This window comes from Luteimonas fraxinea, assembly GCF_021233355.1.
Lineage (GTDB): Bacteria > Pseudomonadota > Gammaproteobacteria > Xanthomonadales > Xanthomonadaceae > Luteimonas > Luteimonas fraxinea.
Genome location: NZ_CP089507.1, coordinates 3,678,342 through 3,701,456 on the forward strand (window position 1 = coordinate 3,678,342; position 23,115 = coordinate 3,701,456).

Here is a 23,115-nt window from a genome sequence, read left to right on the forward strand (position 1 = left end):
TCGCTTACTTGCGGACGTCCAGCAGTTCCACCTCGAACACCAATGACGCGCCCGGCGGAATCACACCACCGGCGCCGCTGTCGCCATAGCCCAGCCACGCCGGAATGTGCAGTTCGCGCGTACCGCCCGGCCGCATCCCGGAAACGCCTTCATCCCAGCCGCGAATGACGCGACCGGCGCCGAGTTCGAACACGAAGGGCTGGCCGCGATCATGCGAACTGTCGAACTGCGCGCCCCGCTTGTCGGTGGCGTTCTGGTCGTAGAGCCAGCCCGTGTAGTGCACGGTGACCGTGTCGCCGGTTGCAGCAGCTTCGCCTTCGCCCGCCGACACGTCGACGCGCTGCAGTTCGGGCACGTCGCCACCGGTGTAGGGCGGCGGGCTGCCGCACGCGGCGAGCAGCAGGACGGACAGGCAGGCGATGTGGCGAAGCGATCGACGGGTCATGGGATTCGGCGTTGCGGACGAGCCTGGCAGGGTAGCCGAAGGCGCCGATGACGACGCGGCCGCGTCCACGCGCGTGCCATTAACATTCCCTCGACGCACTAGTTCGATCCGCGTGTCTCCAGCAGCGCACGCAGATCGCGGATCTCGCCACGCAGTGCGCGCACCTCCGTCTGCAACTCGGCTTCGATGTGGTCCTGGGTGCGGTCGATCGCATCGAGGGTGTCGTCGTGCTCGGCCTTCGACACCGTCTGCATTGCATCGACGATGACGCCGATGAAGAGGTTGAGCATGGTGAAGCTGGCGACGAGGATGAAAGGAATGAAGAACGCCCAGGCGTACGGGAACTCGGCCATCATCGGGCGCGTCGTGCCGGTGGACCAGCTGTCGAGCGTCATGATTTCGAACAGTGAGTAGAGCGAGCGGCCGAGATTGCCGAAGCGTTCGGGATACGCGTCGCCGAACAGGTTGGTCGCGATCACCGCGCACACGTAATAGATGATCAGCAGCACCGCGCCGATTGACAGCAGGCCCGGCACAGCGCCGAGCAGCGCGCCGACCACGCGGCGCATCGACGGCACGATGGTCAGCACGCGCAACACGCGCAGCACACGCAACGCACGCAGCACCGAGAACGGGCCGGTGGCTGGCACGAGTGCGATCGCGACGACGGCGAAGTCGAACAGGCTCCACGGATCGCGGAAGAACTGCGCGCGGTGGACGTACAGGCGGATCGCGATCTCGATGACGAAGACCGTCAGGATCGCGCTGTCGACGGCGCGGATCACGTCGCCGGCCGCGGCCATGATCCCCGGCGAGGTTTCCAGGCCCAGCAGCACGGCGTTGACGATGATCAGCGCCAGGATGCCCGCCTGCACACGCGGATGGACGATGAAGGCGTGCAGTCGGCCGCGCAGGTCGGAATATGCAGTGATGCTGGTCTCGCGCATGGCGTCTCCAGAAGGCGCGGTGCGAAAACCGGCGGGACGGAACAGAAAACAGAGCGGACACATTGGAATGTCGCATCGGCGATGCGTCAAGTTTTTGGGTGCATATGCGACCTTCGGTCGCGGGGCCGACACCAGCGCGGTTCGCCGCATGCGGTGGCAATCGGAACGGCAATCTGGAAGGACTGTCGGTCTAGGGTCCGCCCGAGTGATGCGCCGTCACGCGCAGCGCTACGCTCGGCGAGTCCCCGCCCGTTGGACCGCTCCCATGAATGCGATCGTCGATGCCGTCCGTGATTTCGTCCAGACGACTGCCCAGACTTATCAGAGCGCTGTCCAGCCCAAGATCGATGCGCTGGGCGAGGCTTTCGGACAGATGGTGGAGGACGCGGTGGTCAGCGGTGTGCAGTCGCTGGCGTCGGATCCTCTGGGCTATGCCTTCGACGCGATCGCGCTCAAGCCTCAACTTGAGCTTGCAGCAGTCGTGGCGATCGCGGACGTTGCGACAGGTGTTCACCAGGCCGGCGGTCCCGGCGCGGTGGCCTTGAATCTGGCTCTGCACGGTCGCGATGAGGCCGTGCGCATCCAGAACGAGCTGCAGCAGAATCCGGCCGGCTTCGTCGACTGGCTGCTGGGGCCGGAAGGGCCGAAGGTGTCCGACATCACGGCGCAGGTTCCCGGCCTGCAGAGCGCGATCGGCAATGCGATGGACATCGCCATGGGCAATCGCTGGATCGCGGGGCCGGTGGGACAGGCGTTCGGCTTCGAGTACGACGCGCAGAACGACATCTACACGACCAACGAAACATCGATCCAGAGTTATGGCGGCTTCCACGACATCTACGACCAGGCCGGCAAGGGCCTCGGCATGGATCTCGACGAGAGCGTCATGACGTTCACCGTCGGCGATGTCGAGTACCGGCTGGAACTGTGGAAGGGTGATTACGGCGCGGGCGGGGCGTTCGGCGGCGAGATCGCGCTGTATACCAACGGCGCCGGCGATCGAGGCGCGCTGGGCGATCAACTCGAACAGATCGACGGCTACTACTCCGCGGCGAACGGCGACAACCAGATCGGCATGTCGCAGACGCTCTACAACACCGAAACCGGCGAGGTGTATTTCACCAGCACCGGCGATGAAACGCAGTTCTGGAATCTCGCGATCCGCACCGATCCCGCTGTGAACCACGAGAACCTCGGCCAGCGTGGCGAGCTGACACTGCCTGCGGACATGTCCGCAGGCGAGCAGTCCGCACTCGCCGACGCGATCGTCGAGCAGCTGGAAAGCAAGGACGGCATCGAGGACGTGCAGGTCCAGACGAATGCGGACGGCTCGACGTCGATCTCCTATGACTGGAGCGGTGAAGGCGATCGCTGAGCGGGACAGGCAAGCGCGCTGAAGCGGGAATGACAGGCCCGATCGACACGCCGTGGGTCGGTGTCGGGCCGCTGCACGGAAAACTCGTCGCAAGCCCCGACTGCCTGCACGCGCACGGCGCGCCCGAAACACCCGATCCGCCACCACCAACGGGCACCTACGCGGTGCGTCCGCCGAGCCAGCATCCCGCGCGCAAGGTACAGCTGCTCACGGAACTGCTTGTCGCGTGTTTCCAGGAATCTGCGTCGTAGCAGCGGATGTGCTTCGTGTGTGCGACACCACTGTTGCGCGTGCGATGAACCAAACCGTGCACAGGCGGTCTGATCTGTTGCCTCGTTTCAGGTGAGGCGTCTGATCTTTGTGTCCACGGAAGGATGTGCCTCCATGCGTTTCGCGATCGAACTGCGTGCCGTCGACAAGTTCTTCGGCCACCACCATGTGCTGCGGCAGCTCGATCTGCAGGTGCCCGAACGCAGCGTGTTCGCGTTTCTGGGCAACAACGGCCATGGCAAGTCGACGACGATCCGGTTGATCGCCGGCCTTGCGAATGCCGATGCCGGCAGCGTGCAGGTGCTGGGGCGCGATATCCGGCTCGAGCGGCAACAGGTCCTCGCCGACATGGGCTGCCTGATCGAAGCGCCGAGTGCGTACCCGAATCTCACCGCCCACGAATTCCTGTCGATCGCGACGCGCCTCAAACGTCTGCCGGCCAGCGAGATCGATCGCGTGCTGGAAGTGGTTGCACTGCAGGTCGACCGGCGTCAGCGCATCGAGCATTTCTCGCTCGGCATGAAGCAGCGGCTCGCGCTCGCGTTCGCGCTGGTCGGCAAGCCGCGTCTGCTGGTGCTCGACGAACCGACCAACGGGCTCGATCCCGATGGCATGCAGGACATCCGCCGTCTGCTGTCGACGCTGCCCGAACGGGCTGATTGCACGATCTTCTTCTCCAGCCATCTGCTCGACGAAGTGGAGAAGACCGCGACGCATATGGCGGTGCTGCGATCCGGCTCGGTGCGGTTGCAGGCGTCGATACGCGATCTCACCCGGGCCTTGCCCAGCGTGCTGTCGCTGGATGTCGATGCGCCTGCGCGCGCAGCAGGTGTGTTGCAGGCGGGCGGTCATGCCGCCACGGTGGACGGGGCAGGGCGCGTCGCCATTGCGGATGTCACCCGCGACACCGCTGGGCAGATCCATCGCACGCTGGTGGACGCGGGCGTCACGCTGTTCGAATCGGTGCACCGCAAACCGAGCCTCGAGCAATGGTTTCTGGAGACCGCTGGCGTCGAGGGCGACGCGCCATGATCGGCCCGCTGTTTCTGGTCGAGCTGCTGAAGATCCGGCGCTCGCTGGTGCTCGTGATGACGCTGATCTGTCCGCTGGCGATCGTGGGTTTCATGTTCCTGATGACACTGCGGGCGTGGGACCCGCCGGAGATGACCGGCGCGGACATGGCGCGGTTCTGGACGGATGTCGTGGCGACCTGGGCGTACTTCATGCTGCCGCTGTTCGTCGCGCTCACCACAAGCCTCATCAATGGCAACGAGCATCGCAACCAGACATGGCGGCTGATGCTCAGTCTGCCGATCGGCGTGGACGCGCTCTACATCGCCAAGGCGCTGCTCGCGCTCGCGTTGACGCTGTGCGCCCACGTCATCCTGCTCGTGTCGATCGTGCTCGCACTCTGGGCGCTGGGGCTGTTCGGCTACGACCTCACCGGCGCGTTCGACCTGCGCTCGTGGCGCGTGCTATGGGCGCCTGCCGCGGCGGCGCTGCCGATGGTGGCGATCCAGCACGGACTGGCCTGGCATTTCCGCACGCTCGTGCCGCCGTTGTCGATCGCCGTGATCGCCAGCTTCGTCGGCATGGAGCTCGCCGCGACGAAGCTCTGGATCTGGGTGCCCTGGAGTTATCCGACGGTGTCGATCATTGCGCAGACTGTCGAGGCACAGCGGCTTGCGGTGCTGCTGTCGCCGGTGATGGGTGTGATCGCGCTGCATCTAGGACTTCGTCAGCTGCGGCGACGGGAGATCGTCTGACGGACCGAAGATGCGATCGACCGTCCGGAGTGACCGTGTCGTCCCATGCCCCTGGGTCCCGCGACTTCCGGCATGTGCGCAGTCCGGGCGCGCGCCGTACGTTGTAGACCTCGCCGGACCCGCTTGCATAGTGCAGACGGGCCGGTGCCGCCAACGGAGCTGCCCCGATGTCATCCCGACTGCCTTGTGCCGCGCTCCTGCTCGCCACCGCTGCATTGTTCACTGACGCCCAAGCGGCGGAACCCGCGCCCGAACCGGCGAAGGTGATGATGCTGGGCGTATTCCACTTCGAGAATCCCGGCCTGGACGTGGTCAAGTCGGAGGTCGTCGACGTCACGACCGACGACAACCAGACGTATCTGACGGGCCTGGCGACGCGTATCGCGGCGTTCCGTCCGACCGATGTGCTGGTGGAGTGCGAGCCCTCGGCGCAGCCGAAGCAGGACGCCGCGTATGCCGCGTGGCGTGACGGACACGCGGCGCTGACTGTCGACGAGACGCAGCAGATCGGATTCCGCGTCGCGAAGGCGGCGGGCCTCGCGGGCGTGACCTGTTTCGACGAGGGCAACGTGCACTGGAATGGCGGACCGTTGTTCGAATACGTGGCCGCGCACGCGCCAGAGCAGAAGGTCGCGATGGATGCCGTATTCGAAGGACTCTCGGAGCGGACGACCCGCGAGCAGACCACGCTGCCGCTGCACGAGCTGCTGCGGCTGACCAACGATCCCGAACGCGATCGCGAGAACAAGGATCTCTACCTCTTCACCAATGCCGTCGACGCGGGCGGCGGCTTCGTCGGCGCTGATGCATCGGCGAGCTGGTGGCACCGCAACTTCCGCATGTACGCGAACGTGCAGAAAGCGGCGGCGCCCGGTCACCGCGTGCTGGTGATCGCCGGCGCGGGACACACCGCGATCCTCAAGGATCTGCTCGCGATCGATGGTGCGCGCGAGGCCGAAGACGTGACCGGCTATCTGAAGCCCTGAGCGCGGATCAGGAGCGCGTCTTCGCCTTTGCTGCGCGCCGGCCCGGGCGCGGTGATGCCGGCGCGTCTGCCTGCGTCGTCTCGCGTGGCGGAACAATCTGGACGGAGCCGGCATGAGCGCGCTCCCAGACCGGCGGTTCACCCAACCGCGCGACGAGGAAGTCCACGAGGGCGCGCACGCGAGGCGGTACCATGCGGCGCTGGGGCATGACGGCGTAGATCGCGCTGGCGGGCAGGGTGTAGGCGGGCAGCACGACGACCAGCCGCCCCTCGCGCAGATCCTCGTGCACGTGCCACAACGAATGCAGCGCGATGCCGAGACCGGCGACGGCGGCGTCGCGCAGGGCTTCGCCAAGGTTGCTTTCGAATCGCGCCTGCATGTGGGCGGGATGGGTCACGCCGTCGGGCGCGACGAGCTGCCACACGTCCTGCACGCCATGACTGCCGAACAGCAGCACGCCGTCGTGCGTGGCCAGATCGGCGGGTGTGCGCGGTGTGCCGCGTCTCGCGAGATAGTCGGGCGAGGCGCACAGCACGCGCAGGTTGCGCGCGATGGGCCGCGCGATCAGTGAGGAGTCGGCGAGCTCGCCGATGCGGATCGCGAGGTCGTAGCCGCGGCCGACGAGATCCGTCACCCGGTCGTCCAGATCGAGGCTGACGCGCAGTTGCGGATGCTGCGACAGGAATTCCGGCAGCAGCGGCGAGATGTACTGGCGGCCGAACGAGGCCGACGTCGTCAGCCGCAACGTGCCCGCGACGCCGCTGCCGCCGCCGGTCTCGCGCAGGTTGGCGGTGAGGCTGTCGAGTTCGTCGAGCAGCGGGCGTCCCTGCTCGGCCAGCAGCAGGCCCTCGGGCGTCGCGTGCAGGCGCCGCGTGGTCCGGTGCAGCAGGCGCACGCCGAGCTCCGCCTCCAGGCGCTTGAGCCGCTGGCTGGCAGTCGCGACCGAGAGGTCCAGCGTGCGCGCGGCCGCGCTGATCGAGCCCAGGTCGATGACCCGCAGGAACAACGCCACATCGCTGATGCGATCCATGGATTGTCAAAATTAGGTTGAGAGTGATTGCCGATCTTAGCGCTGTGCCAGCACCTCGCGCGGTCGCAGACTGCCCGGCATCCCGTTACCGGCCCTGTCCATGTCCTCTAAACCTTCGACGTCCACGCGCATGCCGCTCGCGCTGTACGCACTCACCGCCGGCGCGTTCGGCATCGGCACGACCGAGTTCGTGATCATGGGGTTGCTGACCCAGGTCGCGGCCGATCTGCAGGTCAGCATCGCGGCCGCAGGCCTGCTGATCTCCGGCTATGCGCTCGGTGTGTTCGTGGGCGCGCCGCTGCTGACCATCGCCACCGGTCGCCTGCCGCGCAAGGCGGTGCTGGTCGGACTGATGGTGGTGTTCACGCTGGGCAATCTGGCCTGCGCGCTGGCGCCGGACTACGGCTGGCTGATGGCGGCGCGCGTGATCACCTCGCTCGCGCACGGCACGTTTTTCGGCGTCGGCGCGGTGGTTGCCACCAGCCTCGTGGCGGAAGACCGCAAGGCCTCGGCGATCTCGGTGATGTTCACCGGCCTCACCGTGGCGACCCTGCTGGGCGTGCCCGCCGGCGCGTGGCTGGGCCTGGAATACGGCTGGCGCTCGACGTTCTGGGCGGTCGCCGCGATCGGCGTGCTGGCGACGGTGATCATCGCGACGCTGGTGCCGAAGGATGCCGAAGCGCGCACGCCCATTCCGATCAAGCGCGAACTCGCGGCGGTGATGCAGCCGCAGGTGCTGCTGGGCCTGCTGATGACGGTGCTGGGCTTCGCCGGCGTGTTCACCGTCTACACCTACATCCAGCCGATCCTGCTGCAGGTCACGGGCCTCGCGGAAACCGCGGTGTCCGGCGTGCTGCTGGTGTTCGGCATGGGCATGATCATCGGCAATCTGCTCGGCGGGCGGTTAGCCGATCGCCGGCCCGCAGGCTCGCTGGTGGTGACGCTGGGCGTGCTGGCGTTGGTGCTCGCGGCGATCGGTCTGGTGATGCGGTCGCCCGTCGCGATGATCGCGTTCACCGGCCTGCTCGGTGTCGCCGCGTTCGCCACGGTGTCGCCGATGCAGCTGTGGGTGCTGCAGAAGGCCGGCGCGGCGGGTCGCACGCTGGCGTCGAGTCTCAACATCGGCGCCTTCAATCTCGGCAATGCGCTCGGCGCGTGGCTGGGCGGCATGGTGCTGGTGCACGCCGGTGGACTGACGCATGTCAGCTGGGCGGCGGCGCTGGTGACCCTGGCGGGCGTGGGCGTCGCGGTGATCGCGATTCGGCTGGCGCGGCCTGCACGCAAGGGAGCGGACATCGCGCTGTGCGCGGAGGGTTGAACGGGAACGTGTCAGTCGCGGATCAGGCCGCGTTGTCGCGCGGTACGCGGCGTTTGACGGCGTACATCTCGCGGTCGGCGTGGGCGAGCAGGGTCGCCCCATCGCTGCCGTCGCCGGGGAAACAGGCGATGCCCACGCTGGCATCGAGCTGGAACGGACGGTCCGCCAAGCGATAGACCAGTCGCAGCTGGGCGCGCAGGGTCTCGGCGACCTGCGCAGCCGCGCTGGCGTCGCGGCAGCCCGGCAGCAGGATCACGAACTCGTCGCCGCCGACACGCGCGGCCACGTCACCGTGTCGAAGTGATTCGGTCAGCCGCGCCGCGACATCCTGCAGCAGGCGGTCGCCCGCATCGTGTCCGCCCACGTCGTTGACGGTCTTGAAGCCGTCGAGGTCGATGTAGAGCAGGGCAAGGCCGTCACCGGATGCACCGGCCTGGGCGAGCGCGCGTTCGAGCGTCTGCTGCAGCCGGTAGCGGTTCGGCAATCCGGTCAGCGCATCGTGGCCGGCGAGATGCTCCAGTTCGCGTTCGACGCGCCGCAATTCGGTGATCTCGCGCCCAACCCCGATGCGCACGCCATGCGCCGGATGCCAGTTGGCCGACCACAGCATGTCCACCGCGTGGCCGTCCCGGTGCAGATACCGGTTGCGGAAATGGCGCTGGAACACGCCCGCCATCACCTGCGTGGCCTGGTGCAAGGTGTCGGCGCGGTCGTCGGGGTGGATGAAGTCGAAAGCCTGACAACCGAGCACCTCGTCCGGCCGGTAGCCGAGAATGCGTTCGAAGCCCGCGCTGACGAACAGATAGCGTCCGTCCGCATCGACCACGCAGACCGCATCGGGCAGCAGGTCCAGGATCTCGGCGGGCAGCGGCAGGGTCGGGGTCATCGCAGGGCGGTCGGCGAGGCTGGAGTGCAACGGCGCACAGAGTGCCAGAGTGCATGCGGCAGTAGATGGACCGGAGCGTCGCGAAAACAGTCGCGGCGACGGGTGGTCGGACTGGCGCAACAGGTGGTGCAGGCGTCGGCGTTCCGGACGTGCCGGATGCGCAGTGCTGGCCGGTCGTAGCGCCTCGCGCGCGCCGGCCGCGTATCCTGTGCGCCGCACGCGCCTGCCAGGGCGCCTGCGGATCAGACCTGAGGATGTGGACGATGGCCCGAATGAAACGCGACCCGACCCGGGAGCGGAACCTGACACACGATTACGCCAAGTGGCTGCTCAACGAGAAACGCGAGCGTACCGATGCCAACGGCAAGCTGTTCGCGCGCACGCACACCACGCGCGGCCGCCGCTTCCACGGTTACAACGAGGAAGAGATCTGCAAGATCATCGGCGTGGATTACTACGGCTGATCGCCCTGCGGGGGTGTTTCGAAGCGCGATCGCGGTCGCGCGCGACGTCTCCCGCCCTTCCGCATTTTTGCCCCTCTCATTCGAACTCTCTCACCCGATGACATCGCTCCGCGTTGCGTTGATCTCCCTGGCCGTCGTGGCCAACACCGTCGTGCATGTGCCGTTGCTGCTCGCGGCCGCGCTGGTCAAGGCGGCTCTGCCGTCCGCGCGCCTGCGTCTGGCATGCAATTCGGCCCTCACCGGGCTGACCGAACGCTGGATCGCGGTCAACACGTGGCTGGTGGACCGCTACAGCGGGACGCACTTCGAGATCACCGGCCTGGAGGGGCTGCAGGTCGATGGGCACTATCTGGTGCTGGCCAATCACCAGAGCTGGGTCGACATCGTCGTGCTGCAGAAGGTGTTCAACCGGCGCATTCCGCTGATGCGGTTCTTCCTGAAGCGGCAGCTGTTCTGGGTGCCGCTGCTGGGTCTGGCGTGGTGGGCGCTCGATTTTCCGTTCATGGGCCGCCACACGCGGGCGCAGATCGCGCGTAACCCGGAACTGGGCCGCCGCGACATGCAGGCCACGCGCCGGGCCTGCGAGAAGTTCCGCGACATTCCGGTCTCGGTGATGAACTTCGTCGAAGGCACGCGCTTCACGCCCGAGAAGCACGCGCGCCAGGATTCGCCCTACCGGCATCTGCTCAAGCCCAAGGCGGGCGGCGTGGCCTACGTGCTCGATGCGATGGGCGACGCGCTGCACGGCATCATCGACGTCACGATCGCCTATCCCGGCGGCCGCCCGACGCTGCTCGACCTGCTGGCCGGCCGCGTTCCCGCGATCCACGTCGCGGTGCGAAAGCGCCCGATGCCCTACGACATCCTGCGCAGCGGGGACAGTGAGGATCGCGCCAAACGCGCCCGGTTCCAGCAATGGATCAACGCGGTCTGGCAGGACAAGGACGGCGCGCTCGCGCAGATTCTGGAGCGCTAGCGGGTCATGGCAGCTGCAAGGGCAGCATGTGGCGTGTGCGTGCACCGGTCCCATGCCGGGCACGGTCCAGATCGTGGTTGGATTGAATGGGTCGCCGCACGACGCCGCCCCGGCGCTGTCCGGACCGCACGATGACGACGGCGTCCGCTCGGTGGTCCGTCGTGCGATTCGCTAGAAGGCTCGCGGCCAATCTCGTCTACTTCGTCATCCCGGGCGCCGCGCTTCTGCTCATCGTCGTGTGCACGCTCTCGCCACGCGCGTTTTCGATGATGCAGGTCGTGTTCGACAAGCCGGATCGCGTCGTGGCGTTGGTCGAGTCATGCGAACTGGTGCGTGATGGCGTGAATCGCCAACATGCCGTGCGGTGCGCAGTGCAGTACGACGCGCAAGGCGACTCGCATCGCATTGCATTGGATGTCTGGTCGACCGCGAGTCCGTTCGCCACACCTGCGTCTTTGCATCGCGAACTGGCATGGCAGCGTGCGCGACCGACGCGCGAGATCCTGGTGTCACCGGGCTTCCCATTGGACGCCACGGTCATCGATACGCGTTGGCTGGCCGTGCCGGGCCTGTGGGTGTTCCTGCTGACAGGCGCGGGTGTGCTGGTGGGTTGCGCGGTCTACAGCCTGCCTCGCGACAAGGTGCATCGTCGACGCGATTACGTGCGGGACCCGGGGACCGACCGTCTCATGCCGATCAACGCGATCAGACACCGTCGTGGCTCGGTGAGACGATTCGTGCTGTGGTCGGCTGCGTTGCTCGCTGCCGCGCTGCTGTGTGTCTATGGCGTGTCGAGCCGGATGCGGACCGAGCTGTCGATGCTTGGATTCTCCGATCTCGTCGCGCATCCGGCGCAGCTCGCGGACTGCGCACACGTCCGCGTCGGCGCAGTGAAAGGACACCGCCAGATCGAGTGCCACGTGCGGTACCAGGCCGGCGGCGTCGTCTTCACCGGGCAGGCCGAATCGCTGGACTTCCGGTTCTTCCCGACCGGCGCACGGCTGGATGCGCGTGTTGCCGGGCTGGACGGAACACCCGTAGTGGCATGGATCGATCCGGTGCATCCGGCCTACGCGCTGGCGTTGATCGACCGTCGCTGGATCGTTCCCCATACCTTGGGCGTGTTCGAGCTGATGCTGCTGGCGCTGTTGGTTGGATTGCTGTGGATGGCGCTGATGCTTGTGCGGCGACAGGGGATGTTCCGGAACCTCGGCCCGGATTGAGCCAGACACGGTCTGCGAGCGCCCCGTCGTCGACATGGATTGCTGGCGGTGCTGCGCGACGGCGCGTCGACCCCGGGCGCCGGGCATCGATCGCGTGGGCCACAATGCTCGGCTCCACGATGCCGAGAGTCGATGTCATGCGAAACCTGCGTGTCTGCGTGCTGCTGTTGCTGTGCGGGTTGCCCGTGCTGGCGTGCGCTGCACGCGAGCGCCATGCAGTCGAAGGTGACGCATGTGGTGGTTATCCGCGCCTCGCCATCGAGACGATGCGCGGCATGTGCGCGGGGCTGGTGGTCGGGCCGACCACGGCGGATCCGTCGCGCACGCTGCGCCTGCCGCGCTCGCTGTTGCAGCTCGACGCCGACACCTGGCTGGTCACCGATCTGGGCGCATGGGATGGCACGCGCGGCATGGTGTGGCGGTTGCGCACCGGCGCGGACGGCGCGGTCGAGGTGCAGCCTGTGCTCGATGGCCTGCATCTGCCGCACGCGATCGCGCGCGGCCCGGATGGCCGCGCGTATGTCGGCGAGATGAGCCGCATCTTCCGCTTCGATCCCGATGCGCAGACGCCGGCTGACACGGTCGAGAACGTGATCGGCGGCTTGCCCGACAACCGTCTGCACGATCACCGCCATCCGTTGTCGAAGTTCGTGTTTCTTCCGGGCGGCGATCTGCTGGTCAATGTCGGCGCGCCGAGTGACCAGTGCGCCGGCGCCGAGGCACGCAGCAGCGCTGGCCTGTGCGCGCAGAGCGAAGGCGCCGAGGATGCCGCGAGCCTGCGCCGGTATCGCTACGAGGGTGACGGCCGCTGGTCTCCCGACTACACCGTCTTCGCTCGTGGACTGCGCAATGCACTGGCGCTGGCAGTGCACGCATCGGGCACTGTGCTGCAAGGCGAGAACAGCTACGACTTCGACAGTCGCTGGTCGCCGTTCGAAGAGCTCAACATCATCGAGGCCGGTGGCCATTACGGCTGGCCCTATTGCGCCGACACCGCGCAGGCCACGCCCGCGTGGCGCGACAAGGCCGACTGGTGCCGCTCCGACGCACATACCGCGCCCGCACTGTTGTTGCCGCCGCACGCCGCGCCGCTGGACATGCTCTGGTACCAAGGCGCGATGTTTCCCGCGCTGCAGGGGCGCCTGTTGATGACCTGGCACGGGCATCGTTCCGTTGGCGGCCGTATTGCGAGCTTCGCGGTCGACGCACGCGGCGTGCCGACGGCTGATGCCAACCCGCGGTTTCCGGTCTACGGCCAGGGCATGCGCGCCTACGGCGCCGGCCCTGCGGCCACGCCGGTGGTCCTGACGCCAGGCTGGGGTCTGAAGCGCGGCGTGCGCCCGCAGGGCTCACCCGTTGGACTCGCAATCGCCAGCGATGGCGCGATCTGGGCGACCGACGATCGCGCGGGCCTGGTGATTCGATTCGCGAAGGACGACTAAGCGCGCGTCGTCGTGGTGCCAGTGCGCGCGTCGTCGACTAGTCTGTGCGCCCTGCATCCAACCGGGTCGTCACGATGAAGCTCCAGCTGTCCCTCGAGTGGTTCCTCAACCCCGATCACCTGCCGCTGATCGCGGGCATCCAGCTGGGCTGGTATCGCGAGGCGGGCCTCGAACTCGAACTGCTGGTGCCCGATGACCATTACGACGGACTGGCGGCGACGGTCAGCGGCAATGTCGCGTTCGCGTGCAACGAACCGCTGCACATGATCGATGCGGACCGGCCGGGCCTGAAGGCGCTCGGCTGCTTCTTCGAAACCGATGGCGGCATCCTGCTGCAACGAGATGCAGGCCAGCGCCTGCTCGAAGGCGGCACGGTGCGGCTGGCGTCGCCGGTCGCCGGCGGCGTCACCGATGCGATCGCCGTCGAGATCCTGTCGCGCTGGTGTGTGCAGCAGGGCGCGGCGTTCGATGCGTCGCAGATCGTGATCGAGAGCGCGGGCTTCGAACATCTCGCCAACCTGCGTGCAGGCTTCGATGGTGCGTGGCTGTGCTTCGCCAACTTCGAAGGTGTCGAAGCGCGGCTCGAAGGTCTCGACACGCATTTCATCGCCACGCATGACGTGGGCCTGCACAACTTCTCGGCGCTGGAACTCTTCACCGCACAGGCGTTCCTGGCCGAACATGCCGACGTGGTGGCGACAGTGACACGCCTGATCGGGCAGGGCGCGACGCTGTGCCGCGACGATCCCGCGCAGGCCGCTGCGCTCTGGTACGCCTACAGCGGGACCGAAGCCACCGCGCTGATGGACGCGATCATCGCCGATACATGTCCGCGTCTCGTCGGTCCGATGCAGCGCGATGCCGCACGCTGGCACGGCATGTGGGAACAGTTCGACCGGCTGGGGCTGAGCCAGGTCGATCGCGCCGGTTATGCGGCGCTGTACGCGTGATCTGCAGATCTGCGATGTCTGTGCCGATCACAGGGCCGCGCGGATGAGAGTCGCGATCCTCGACGACTACCAGGATGCCGTGCGCCGGCTCGACTGCTTCCAACTGCTCGATGGCCACGACGTCACCGTGTTCAACCAGACGCTGGATGGCGATGCGCTGGCGGACGCGCTGGCTGGCTTCGACGCACTGGTGCTGATCCGCGAGCGCACGCACATCGCCGCTGCACTGCTGGCGCGATTACCCGCACTGAAAGTCATTTCGCAGACCGGAAAGGCTGGTCGGCACATCGATCTCGCCGCGGCCGCGGCGCGTGGCATCACCGTGCTCGAAGGCGAGGGCGATCCGACCGCACCGGCCGAACTGACATGGGCGCTGGTGATGGCGGCCTATCGCCGCGTGCCGCAGTACGTCGCGCAGCTGCAGACTGGCGTGTGGCAATCGAGTACGACGCAGCCCGGACACGAGCGCATCGGCCGCACGCTGCACGGCGATGTGCTCGGGATCTGGGGCTACGGCAAGATCGGGCGACGTGTCGCCGGCTACGGCAAAGCTTTCGGCATGCAGGTGCTGGTGTGGGGCCGGGCGGGCAGCCAGGAGCGGGCCGTCGCTGACGGCTGCACCGTGGCCGAATCGCGCGAGGCGTTCTTCGAACAGGCCGATGTGCTGTCGCTGCATCTGCGTCTCGACGATGCGACCCGCGGCATCGTCACCGGCGACGACCTCGCGCGCATGAAACCGACCGCATTGCTGGTCAATACGAGCCGCGCGGAACTCATCGAAGCCGGCGCAGTCGAGCGCGCGCTGCAGGCCGGCCGACCGGGACTCTGGGCGCTGGACGTGTTCGAGCAGGAGCCTCTGCCGGCCACCTCGCCGCTGCTGCACAACGACGCCTTGATCGCGACCCCGCACCTGGGCTACGTCGAGCAGAAGAGCTACGAACTGTACTTCGCGAGTGCATTCCGCAATCTGCTGGACTTCTTCGCGGCTCGACGTTGATCCACCGCGACCCGCACAAGAAAAGCCCCGCACTGCGGGGCTTTTTTTGATGCTCCGATGCGTGTGATGCCTCAGCCCGCAGGCAACTCGCACTTCATCTTCCCGTCCACGTAGTAGGGCTTCGGAACGTCGGGATTCTCACTGGTGCGCTCGAACACGACCTCGAACGAATCGGTATCCGGCGTGCCCTTGCGATCGGTGCAGGCGTCCTGGAGCTTCTGCTTGACCGCGGCGATGCCGGCGTCGCGATTAGCGCCATCGGCGCTGTTGGTCAGGTTGACGACTTCAGCGAATGCCTGCGGGCTGATGGCCAGCAGACAGCCGGCGAGGGCGACGATATACGCGTGCTTCATGGACATCTCCTCGGGGTAACAGTGATCCGGAATCCGGTTGCGATACGCCGCGCCTTACCGGCGCGCGAACCTAGGTAGCGTAAGACGCGTCGGTGAACATGCCGTTTGGGCACGCATGCGGTCGGCCCCAAACCCCGCATCGGGCGCGGACGATTTCATGACCCGCTGTGCCAGGCGACGTATCGCCGACGCCAGCTGTCCGTCAGCGCCTTGGGCGACTCCGCATAGAGCCGCGCGCCGAGCGCGTGCGCACGACGCTCGAGCGCGCGCTGTTGCGTTCGGATGGGCGTCTCCATCGCAACGACGACGCCGGCATCCACGTCGGTCATCGCGTGCAGGTATTCGGACAGCACAGCCAGATCGTGATGCAGGCCGAGCGTATCGCCCAGTTCCGCAGCGCAGACGTGGATCGCGCGCATCGGGCCGGGCCACACCGGTTGCAGCAGGCGCAGATGGAAGGCGTGGTCCTTGGTGCGCTTGCGCCAGTCGTGGAAAGCCTCGTCATCGCCGGTCTCGCCGGCCGCGCGCATCGCCTTGCGGGCACGCCGGTAGCTGGACTTCAATCCGGTGTCGAACGCATCGAATCCGTCATCGGCAAGCCGCCAGGTCGCGATGCGCAGCAACGCTTCCTGCAGTGCCGATCGCGCCGTGCGGAGCAGGGCATCGGGATCGTGCGCGGTTTCGACCGCCTTGCCGTGCTGTACGAGCTGCTGTCGCACAGTCGCGAATGTGTCGGCGTCTGCCGGCCCGGCATGCGCGACCACGCGATCGAAGGTCTCGATCAGCACATCGGCATCGCGCTTCGGCCCAAGCGGCGCCGCGATCGCCTGGAAGGCCGCGTTCTCGTGCCGGTATACGTCGAACAACGGACGCACGAGTCGCAGCAAACCGCGGATCTTCTTGAGGCGTTTGCGCACGTCATGGATGGCGCTCGCGGTATCGAGCGCGGCCGTGTCGAGACTGCGGATCGCCGCCTGCACCTGTTCGCGCGTGATGCGGCGCAGCGACGCCTGTGCTTTCGAATCCTTGCGTCTGATGCGATACGCCATGCCACGCTCCCGCCGTCCGGTCTGGAGATCCACTGCCCGTGGCGTGCGCGCACGGGACAGTCAGAGCGCTATCCGCCAGGCGCGCCGTCGTCCACGTCGCGTCCGGCTTCGCTCGCCACACGCTGCACGCGCGCGCGGTACGCACCCACATTGTCGCCCTGGATGCGCGTCGCCTGCGTGCCAGTGATGTTGCCGACCTTCGCATCGCTGCCGGTTACCGGCTTGGCGTCGATGCTGGTCTCGCGCTCGAAGGCGTGCGACTTGTCGGTGTTGCGGTAGAACCGGTATAGCGCCCAGTACAGCGCGGTGGCGCCGGCTGGACCGGCGAGCAGCAGCCAGAGTCCACTGTCGTCGCTCATGACATGCCCACCAGAATCATGATCGCGATGCCCTCGAGGAAGGTGCCGACAGTCAGCGCGGCCAGCAGCAGTTTCCACTGCTGCACGGGCACGCTGCCCATGGTTTCGCCCGTGCGGCCGTTGACCGCGATGTAGTGCAGCAAGCCGCCGTTCTTGCCGGGCTGGTGATAGGAGTACAGCCAGACCGGCAGGTACATCGAGGCCCAGCGCGTGCCGTGCACATCGAGTTGTTCCTGTTCCCAGCGCACACCGCGGTCGTAGCGACGCGTTGAGCCATCCACCTGCGCACGCGCGATCGACAGCAGCTGGTCTTCCAGGCGCGGCTGCAGCTGCTGCACGTTGCTGTTGCGCTTCTCGGAGGTGAAACCCGACAGGTAGGACGCGTTCCACTTCACCGCGTTCTTGGTGTCGAACGGCAGGATCGTATTGATGATGTTGTTGGTGTTGACGTTGACGTCCAGGTTGCCGCGCTCGGTGGACGATTCCAGCGGCAGGTCGTCGACGGTGAACTCGACATGGCGTTCGATCTGGTAGACGTCGGCGTCGTAGTAGGTCTTCTTGTTGTTGTTCGTGCCACGCGTGTACTGGCGTGTCTTGATCTCGCCCTTGCCGGCCACCGACGCGCTCGCGCTGCCGTCGACGATCATGTAGGGCAGGTAGACGCCGACCACATTCTCCGGCGTGAACTCGTCCTTGAATGCTTTGAGCGCGAACATCCGCCGCTTGTCGACGAACTGGCGGATGCGCGCGACCGCGTCGTCCTTGCGGATGTAGAACGGCAGCACCGCATCGGGCACCGCGCCGTTGGCAATCTGCTCGTTGACGCCGAACACGTGGCGGCACCAGTGGCAGCGCGCCGTCATCGTGCTTTCGGTGTTGACCGTCACTTCCGCGCCGCAGCCGGCGCACTTGAAGGTCATCAGACTCGCGGCATCGGCCTCGATGTCGCGCGCGCCGGACGCGATGACGGTGCCGCGCAGATCGGCGATGCCCTCGCCGAAGCCGAAGGCTTCCTCGACGCGCTCGCCATGCCATTCGTTGCGGCAGTACATGCACACGAGGATGTCGGTGCCTGCGCGCTGGCGGATGTCGGTCGCGCCGCATTTCGGACAGCGGTTGAGACCGTCCTTCAGTTCGCCGGCGGACGTGTCGATCGCCAGCGGATCGGGCGCTTCAAGCTCGTCGCGGATCGGGCCGGGCAGCGTGGCCGGATCGACCGGCAACGTGCCCGGCAACGGCGGCACGTCGCGCGGCGAACCCGGGCCGTCGACGGGGCGAACCGGCAACGGCGGCGGCAACTTGGTATCGGACATGGGCGCGGTGCGTCGGGCGGCTTACAGGCCGAGCGCTTTGGCCTTGAGCGCGTCGTAGTCGTCCTGGGTGATCAGGCCCAGGTCGAGCATCTCCTTGGCCTTCTTGAGCTTCGTCACCGGATCGTCCGCCGCAGGCGCGGCTGGTGCGGCAGGCGTGGCTGGCTGCTGCAGGCTGCCGATGCCACCGGCCATGCCCGACGCCATGCCCAGACCCACGAGACCCGCCGCGCCGCTGTGTTCGCCGGCCGACTGCATGCCTTGGGCGACGCTCGCCTGCAGATTGGAATTGCCGCGTGAGCCGGCGAGGGCGTCGGCGCGCTGCACGGTCTTCAGCAGTTCGCGGGTATTCGCGTCGTACTCGATCGAGACGATAGCGGTCTTGACGATGGCGAGGCCACGGTCGGACTTCCACTGGTAACCCTGTTCGACGGCTGCCGACAGGCTCTGCGCGAACCCCAGCGAATCCTGCTGCAGCTTGGTGATGCGATTGCCCTTGCCGGGATCGTTCGTGTACAGGCTGAAAGCCGGCGCGAGCGAGCTCACGACTTCGTTGAACAGCTGGCTGGCCGCCGCATTGTCGATGTCGGTGAAGTCGAAGACCTGGCCCGGCGCGAGATAGCTCGCCGGCACGAAGTTCTTCACGAACAGGATCGGGTCGACGATCTTCAGCGTGTAGGACCCGCGCGTCAGCGCGCCGACCTGCGTGCCGAGGAAGCCATCGTCCCAGTAGATCTCCGACTGCGTGCCGAAGCGGTTGTCCGGCAGCTCCTTCAGCGACACAAAAAACGCCGCCTGCTGGCCGCCCGGCTGGCCGCCGAACTTGAAGCGCTCCCAGCTCTGCTTGATGAGCGGGCTGACGATGCCGTCGCCGGCGAAGATCGACTGCGAGTTGATGTCGTCCGAGCGCCACTCGTACCCGCCCGGCTCGGCGACGAAGCCGGTGATCGCACCGTCCTGGAACAGCAACAGGCCGTAGCCTTCGGGCACGACGATCTTCGAGCCGTTGCTGATGATGTTCGACGAGCTGCGCGTGTTGGATCCGCGTCCGGCGTTCGTGCCCTGCGGCACTGCTGCGAACAGCGCCGCCGTCGACGGCAGGCCGGTCGGCACCGTCAGGAAGTCCTTCCACTGGTCGGCCAGCACGCCGCTGACTGCACCCGACACCGCCTGTACGAGACCCATGGCAATTCCCTTCAGTTCGTGGCCGGGCACAGTGCCCGCCATGTCGGCGGATCATAGCGTCGCGACCGTAAGGTGTTGGTAGTGCTGGTCGTCATGCGTTGCGCGGCGCCGAGCCAGCGGCGGAGTGCCTACCAGAGCAGCGCCATCAACCATGTATCCGCTGCGGTGCCCGGCATCAAGAACGCCGGCGCCAGGTGCACGACGAGGAAGAACGGTGCGCCCCACAGCGTCTCGCGGTGGATGCGGCGCAGGGTCGTGAGGTCGTAGACCACCAGCACGATGGCCAGCGCCAGCAGGCCGCCGATCGTGATCAGGACGCCGTCGACACCGCCGAATACCGGCAGGTCGGCGAGACGGATCAGGGCGGGGGAGATGATCGCCAGCGAGGCCAGCAGCATCAGCCGCCGGTGCGCGTCGGCGCGCCGGCGCAGCAACAGACCACGGACGAGGAACACGACGTAGGCGGTCAGCGCACCGGAATCGCCCCAGATGATCAGGCTGAGCAGCGGGCGTTGCGCGTCGACATCGACACCCTGCGCGCGCCAGCTGTGCACGAGCTGCGCGAGCGTCACCAAAGATGTCACGACGACGCAGAGCGCGATCACTGCACCCAGCACACCGAGCCGGCGGTGCAGCGCGATGCGACCGTTGGCGACCAGCAGGCTCTGCGTCGCGAACAGCACGAACCAGGCTGTCACTGCGAAACCGTGGAGGTGCAGATGCAGGGCAAGCGGTCCTTCGGCCGCGTCGCGGAAGAAGAACGTATTCCAGAAGCCTGCGAGCACGGTGGCGAGCAGCAGCAGCGCCATCGCCGGGAAGAACACGGTGCGGTGGCGCGGCAGCGCCGCGGCGCCGGAGATGGTGGACGCGGTCAGACGATCGGGTGGATACACGCGTTGCTCCGGTAGTGAGGACGTGCGCGCGGGGTACACGCCTTCCTCCATAACGGAGAAACCGCGCCGAACCTGCCACATGGACGCGCGCCTCGCGCATCACGCGGTCGGCGCTGGAACCGTCAGTGCCGCGGACGGGTCCATGTCCGCCTCGGCCCGCAATCCACGTTTGTCTCCAATCGAGCACGCCATCGCGGCGCTGCAGGAGTCCAACGCGTGAATGTTGCCTACTCGATCCTACCGCTGCTGCTGGGCGCCGCTGTTGCCCACGCCGCGCCCCTGCCGCCGGCACCGACCGAAGCGTTCGTCGAAGACCGCTTCGGGCATGACATCGACGATCCGTATCGCTGGATGGAAGACCCGGCGCAGGCGGCGAAGCTGCAGGCGTGGATGACCGAAGCCGGCGCGGCGACACGCGCGCGGCTCGATGCGCTGCCCGAGCGCGCGGCGTTCGAGACCACGCTGCGGGCCGCGACCCGTGCGGGCGTGTCCTACAACGAGGCGAAATCCGCCGGCGGACGCCTGTTCTTCCGGCAGCGCGATCCGGGCGCGGCCGTATCCAAACTGGTCGTGCGCGATGACGCTGGCGAGCGCGTGCTGCTCGATACCGCGACCCGCGAAGGCGCGACGCAGGCGATCGCCAGTTTCGCGCCGTCGCCCGACGGCGCACTGGTGGCGGTGATGGTGGGCGAGGGCGGCGGTGAACTCGGGCGCTTCGCGATTCTCGATGTCGCCGATGGACGCGAGCGCTACCGTCTCGACGGCATGACCTTCGGCGACTTCGAACTGTCCTGGCTCGCCCCGGATCTGGTCGCCTACACGCGCATGACGCATGCACCCGACAGCGGTGTCGATCCGCTGCTGGACACGCAGGCGATGGTGGTCGCGCTGACGCCGCAGGGCCCGGTAGAACGCGTCGGCCTGGGCAATCGCCTCGAAGGCGGACCGACCTTCGCTCCGGAAGAGTTCCCGGCGATCATCGGGCCGGGCCATGGCGATCTGGTGTTCGGCTACGGGCTCGGTGCGCGCGCCGATGCGCGTGCGCTGGTGACCTCGCTGGCCGCACTGCGCGCGGGCACGCCCGCGTGGCGGTCGCTGGCGGACTACAGCGACCAGCTCTCCACCGATGCACTGGTCGGCGAGTCGGACTACTACTTCGTCAGCACCCGCGAGGCATCGAACGGTGCGCTGTACCGGCGCACGCTGGGCGCCGATGCGATCGGCGCGATCGAGACCGTGATGCCCGCAGGCGATCTGATCCTGTCGGACCTGGTCGCCACGCGTGACGGCCTCTATGTGATGGGCACGCGCGATGGCGTCTCGCAGGTGCTGTATCTCGCCGGTGGCAAAGGCGCGCCGCAGGCAATCGCGTTGCCGTTCGAAAGCGAACTGCAGGATGCCGCGGCCGATGGCGACGGTGGATCAATGGTGTTCGGCCTGCGCGGCTGGACCACGACTACACGCGCATTCCGCGCGACCGGCGCACGCATCGAAGCACTCGGTCTGGATTCTGCGACCTGGGCGCCGACGCAGGCCTTCGTCGCGACGCGCGCGGAAGCCTTGAGTCGCGACGGCACGCGCGTGCCGATGGTCGTGGTGCGCAAGCCGGGCGCTGCGGATGCGCCGGTGCCGACGTTCGTCGAGGGCTACGGCAGCTACGGCGTGCTGACCACATCGCCGCTGAGTTCGCCGCTGCTGTCGCCCTGGATCGAGCGCGACGGCGCCTTCGTGTTCTGCGGTACGCGTGGCGGTGGCGAACGCGGCCGCGCCTGGCACGAAGCCGGACGCGAAGCGAACAAGCCGAACGCACATGACGATCTTGCCGCGTGTGCACAGCAGGCGCAGACCATGGGCATCGCGTCGCCGGCGACCACGCTGGTCATGGGCACCAGTGCCGGCGGTCTGCTGGCACCGGCGACCACGATGAAACACCCCGAACTGTTCGCCGGCCTGATGCCGCGCGTCGCCGTGCTCAATGCGAGCCGCCTCGAAGCCGCTCCGAACGGGCCGAACCAGTTCGCCGAGATGGGCGACCCGCGCACGCAGGCCGGATTCGAAGCGCTGCTCGCGCAGGACGCCTACGTGATGCTCGAGGACGCGCGCGATCTGCCCGATACGCTGATCACCGTCGGCATGAACGACAGTCGCGTGGCGCCATGGATGGCCGCGAAGTTCGCCGCGCGCGCCAGCGCGAAATTCGGCGACCGGCGCGAGATTCTGCTGCGCGTCGACACCACACAGGGCCACGGCATCGGCTCGTCGCAGGACAGCCAGGTGGCGGAACTCGCCGACGCGTTCGCGTGGGGCTGGGCGCAGGCGACGACGCCCTGAGTCGTCGATCGGCGCGCGTTGCGTGGAAAGCGCAGCGAGCGCCGATCGAGTTGGAATGCCGGGTCAGCCGCGGACCGCAGCTTCGATCGCGGCGACGTCGATCTTCTTCATCGTCATCATCGCGTCGAAGGCGCGACTCGCCGCTGCGCGATCGGGACTCGTGTAGGCCTCGGTGAGCACGCGCGGGGTGATCTGCCAGTTCACGCCCCACCGATCTTTGCACCAGCCGCACTCGCTTTCGGCGCCGCCGTTGTCGACGATCGCGTTCCACAGGCGATCGGTTTCCGCCTGGTCGTCGGTGGCGATCTGGAACGAAAACGCTTCGGTCTGCGGGAAATGCGGGCCGCCGTTGAGCCCGAGGCAGGGGATGCCGAACACGGTGAACTCGACCGTGATCGGGACGTCGGCCTTGCCGTCGGGGTAATCGCCCGGCGCGTGGTGCACGGCCTGGACCGCGCTGTCGGGAAACGTCTCCGCGTAGAACGTCGCCGCGTCGAGCGCGGTGCCGTCGAACCACAGGCAGATCGTGTTCTTCGGAATCATGGCCGGGACCCTCGTGG

25 protein-coding genes are annotated in these 23,115 nt (G+C 67.3%); 14 read left to right on the forward strand and 11 right to left on the reverse strand.

Annotated elements, in window-relative coordinates; all coding sequences use genetic code 11:
* Positions 1-4: 4 nt before the first annotated feature.
* Both LU699_RS16705 and LU699_RS16710 read right to left on the reverse strand, forming a co-directional pair.
* A complete protein-coding gene (locus LU699_RS16705) occupies positions 5-445 on the reverse strand; it encodes an FKBP-type peptidyl-prolyl cis-trans isomerase (RefSeq protein ID WP_232135686.1) in 441 nt (146 codons plus the stop codon).
* A 98-nt stretch (positions 446-543) separates the two neighbouring features.
* Complete coding sequence (locus tag LU699_RS16710; protein ID WP_232135685.1) at positions 544-1,392, reverse strand: ion transporter; 849 nt, start codon at positions 1,390-1,392, stop codon at positions 544-546.
* A gap of 265 nt (positions 1,393-1,657) precedes the next feature.
* Between LU699_RS16710 and LU699_RS16715 the strand changes: the two genes are divergently transcribed.
* The 5 genes from LU699_RS16715 (at position 1,658) to LU699_RS16735 (ending at position 5,789) form a co-directional block, all read left to right on the forward strand.
* Complete coding sequence (locus LU699_RS16715; RefSeq protein WP_232135684.1) at positions 1,658-2,767, forward strand: DUF4474 domain-containing protein; 1,110 nt, start codon at positions 1,658-1,660, stop codon at positions 2,765-2,767.
* A 29-nt stretch (positions 2,768-2,796) separates the two neighbouring features.
* The gene (locus tag LU699_RS16720; RefSeq protein ID WP_232135683.1) at positions 2,797-3,018 is read left to right on the forward strand and encodes a hypothetical protein; all 222 of its coding nucleotides are present in this window, start codon (positions 2,797-2,799) and stop codon (positions 3,016-3,018) included.
* Between the two features lie 133 nt (positions 3,019-3,151).
* Positions 3,152-4,069: an ATP-binding cassette domain-containing protein gene (locus LU699_RS16725; protein WP_232135682.1), complete on the forward strand. Its 918-nt coding sequence runs from the start codon at positions 3,152-3,154 to the stop codon at positions 4,067-4,069.
* Positions 4,066-4,803: an ABC transporter permease gene (locus LU699_RS16730; protein ID WP_232135681.1), complete on the forward strand. Its 738-nt coding sequence runs from the start codon at positions 4,066-4,068 to the stop codon at positions 4,801-4,803. Before LU699_RS16725 ends, LU699_RS16730 begins: the two co-directional genes overlap by 4 nt.
* Before the next feature lie 167 nt (positions 4,804-4,970).
* Complete coding sequence (locus LU699_RS16735) at positions 4,971-5,789, forward strand: DUF5694 domain-containing protein (protein WP_232135680.1); 819 nt, start codon at positions 4,971-4,973, stop codon at positions 5,787-5,789.
* A 7-nt stretch (positions 5,790-5,796) separates the two neighbouring features.
* Here the strand turns inward: LU699_RS16735 and LU699_RS16740 are convergent, their stop codons facing one another.
* On the reverse strand, positions 5,797-6,819 hold the full coding sequence (locus LU699_RS16740; protein ID WP_232135678.1) for a LysR family transcriptional regulator: 1,023 nt from the start codon (positions 6,817-6,819) through the stop codon (positions 5,797-5,799).
* A 100-nt stretch (positions 6,820-6,919) separates the two neighbouring features.
* Between LU699_RS16740 and LU699_RS16745 the strand changes: the two genes are divergently transcribed.
* Positions 6,920-8,137, forward strand: coding sequence for an MFS transporter (locus tag LU699_RS16745; RefSeq protein ID WP_232135676.1), 1,218 nt, complete (start codon positions 6,920-6,922; stop codon positions 8,135-8,137).
* A gap of 22 nt (positions 8,138-8,159) precedes the next feature.
* Here the strand turns inward: LU699_RS16745 and LU699_RS16750 are convergent, their stop codons facing one another.
* Positions 8,160-9,023: a sensor domain-containing diguanylate cyclase gene (locus LU699_RS16750; protein WP_232135675.1), complete on the reverse strand. Its 864-nt coding sequence runs from the start codon at positions 9,021-9,023 to the stop codon at positions 8,160-8,162.
* A 263-nt stretch (positions 9,024-9,286) separates the two neighbouring features.
* Between LU699_RS16750 and LU699_RS16755 the strand changes: the two genes are divergently transcribed.
* The 6 genes from LU699_RS16755 (at position 9,287) to LU699_RS16780 (ending at position 15,075) form a co-directional block, all read left to right on the forward strand.
* Positions 9,287-9,487, forward strand: a complete 201-nt coding sequence (locus LU699_RS16755) for a hypothetical protein (protein WP_232135674.1) — start codon at positions 9,287-9,289, stop codon at positions 9,485-9,487.
* Between the two features lie 97 nt (positions 9,488-9,584).
* Positions 9,585-10,463, forward strand: a complete 879-nt coding sequence (locus LU699_RS16760) for an acyltransferase (RefSeq protein ID WP_232135673.1) — start codon at positions 9,585-9,587, stop codon at positions 10,461-10,463.
* Positions 10,464-10,594: 131 nt separating this feature from the next.
* Positions 10,595-11,686, forward strand: coding sequence for a hypothetical protein (locus LU699_RS16765; protein WP_232135672.1), 1,092 nt, complete (start codon positions 10,595-10,597; stop codon positions 11,684-11,686).
* Positions 11,687-11,823: 137 nt separating this feature from the next.
* On the forward strand, positions 11,824-13,128 hold the full coding sequence (locus LU699_RS16770; protein WP_232135671.1) for a PQQ-dependent sugar dehydrogenase: 1,305 nt from the start codon (positions 11,824-11,826) through the stop codon (positions 13,126-13,128).
* Between the two features lie 74 nt (positions 13,129-13,202).
* Positions 13,203-14,078: an ABC transporter substrate-binding protein gene (locus tag LU699_RS16775; protein WP_232135670.1), complete on the forward strand. Its 876-nt coding sequence runs from the start codon at positions 13,203-13,205 to the stop codon at positions 14,076-14,078.
* Positions 14,079-14,121: 43 nt separating this feature from the next.
* Positions 14,122-15,075 carry a D-2-hydroxyacid dehydrogenase family protein gene (locus LU699_RS16780; protein ID WP_232135669.1) on the forward strand — a complete coding sequence of 318 codons (954 nt, stop codon included), beginning with the start codon at positions 14,122-14,124 and terminating at the stop codon, positions 15,073-15,075.
* Between the two features lie 71 nt (positions 15,076-15,146).
* On the opposite strand, the gene LU699_RS16785 is transcribed toward LU699_RS16780, so the two are convergent.
* From LU699_RS16785 to LU699_RS16810, 6 genes are all read right to left on the reverse strand, one after another.
* The gene (locus LU699_RS16785) at positions 15,147-15,428 is read right to left on the reverse strand and encodes a hypothetical protein (RefSeq protein WP_232135668.1); all 282 of its coding nucleotides are present in this window, start codon (positions 15,426-15,428) and stop codon (positions 15,147-15,149) included.
* Positions 15,429-15,583: 155 nt separating this feature from the next.
* Positions 15,584-16,477: a CHAD domain-containing protein gene (locus LU699_RS16790; RefSeq protein WP_232135667.1), complete on the reverse strand. Its 894-nt coding sequence runs from the start codon at positions 16,475-16,477 to the stop codon at positions 15,584-15,586.
* A gap of 68 nt (positions 16,478-16,545) precedes the next feature.
* Positions 16,546-16,836, reverse strand: coding sequence for a hypothetical protein (locus tag LU699_RS16795; RefSeq protein WP_232135666.1), 291 nt, complete (start codon positions 16,834-16,836; stop codon positions 16,546-16,548).
* Positions 16,833-18,149 (reverse strand): TFIIB-type zinc ribbon-containing protein, encoded by a 1,317-nt coding sequence (locus LU699_RS16800; RefSeq protein ID WP_232135665.1) that lies wholly within the window; start codon positions 18,147-18,149, stop codon positions 16,833-16,835. The genes LU699_RS16795 and LU699_RS16800 overlap by 4 nt, the downstream gene beginning before the upstream one ends.
* A gap of 21 nt (positions 18,150-18,170) precedes the next feature.
* Entirely contained in the window at positions 18,171-19,331 is a 1,161-nt protein-coding gene (locus LU699_RS16805; RefSeq protein WP_232135664.1) for an SPFH domain-containing protein, read from the reverse strand.
* Positions 19,332-19,459: 128 nt separating this feature from the next.
* Complete coding sequence (locus tag LU699_RS16810; RefSeq protein WP_232135663.1) at positions 19,460-20,224, reverse strand: hypothetical protein; 765 nt, start codon at positions 20,222-20,224, stop codon at positions 19,460-19,462.
* 79 nt (positions 20,225-20,303) lie between these two features.
* Here LU699_RS16810 and LU699_RS16815 point away from each other — a divergent pair, with 79 nt between their 5' ends.
* Both LU699_RS16815 and LU699_RS16820 read left to right on the forward strand, forming a co-directional pair.
* On the forward strand, positions 20,304-20,444 hold the full coding sequence (locus tag LU699_RS16815) for a hypothetical protein (protein ID WP_232135662.1): 141 nt from the start codon (positions 20,304-20,306) through the stop codon (positions 20,442-20,444).
* Positions 20,441-22,555, forward strand: coding sequence for a prolyl oligopeptidase family serine peptidase (locus tag LU699_RS16820; protein WP_232580302.1), 2,115 nt, complete (start codon positions 20,441-20,443; stop codon positions 22,553-22,555). Before LU699_RS16815 ends, LU699_RS16820 begins: the two co-directional genes overlap by 4 nt.
* 63 nt (positions 22,556-22,618) lie before the next feature.
* On the opposite strand, the gene LU699_RS16825 is transcribed toward LU699_RS16820, so the two are convergent.
* Entirely contained in the window at positions 22,619-23,098 is a 480-nt protein-coding gene (locus tag LU699_RS16825) for a VOC family protein (RefSeq protein ID WP_232135660.1), read from the reverse strand.
* Between the last annotated feature and the right edge of the window lie 17 nt (positions 23,099-23,115).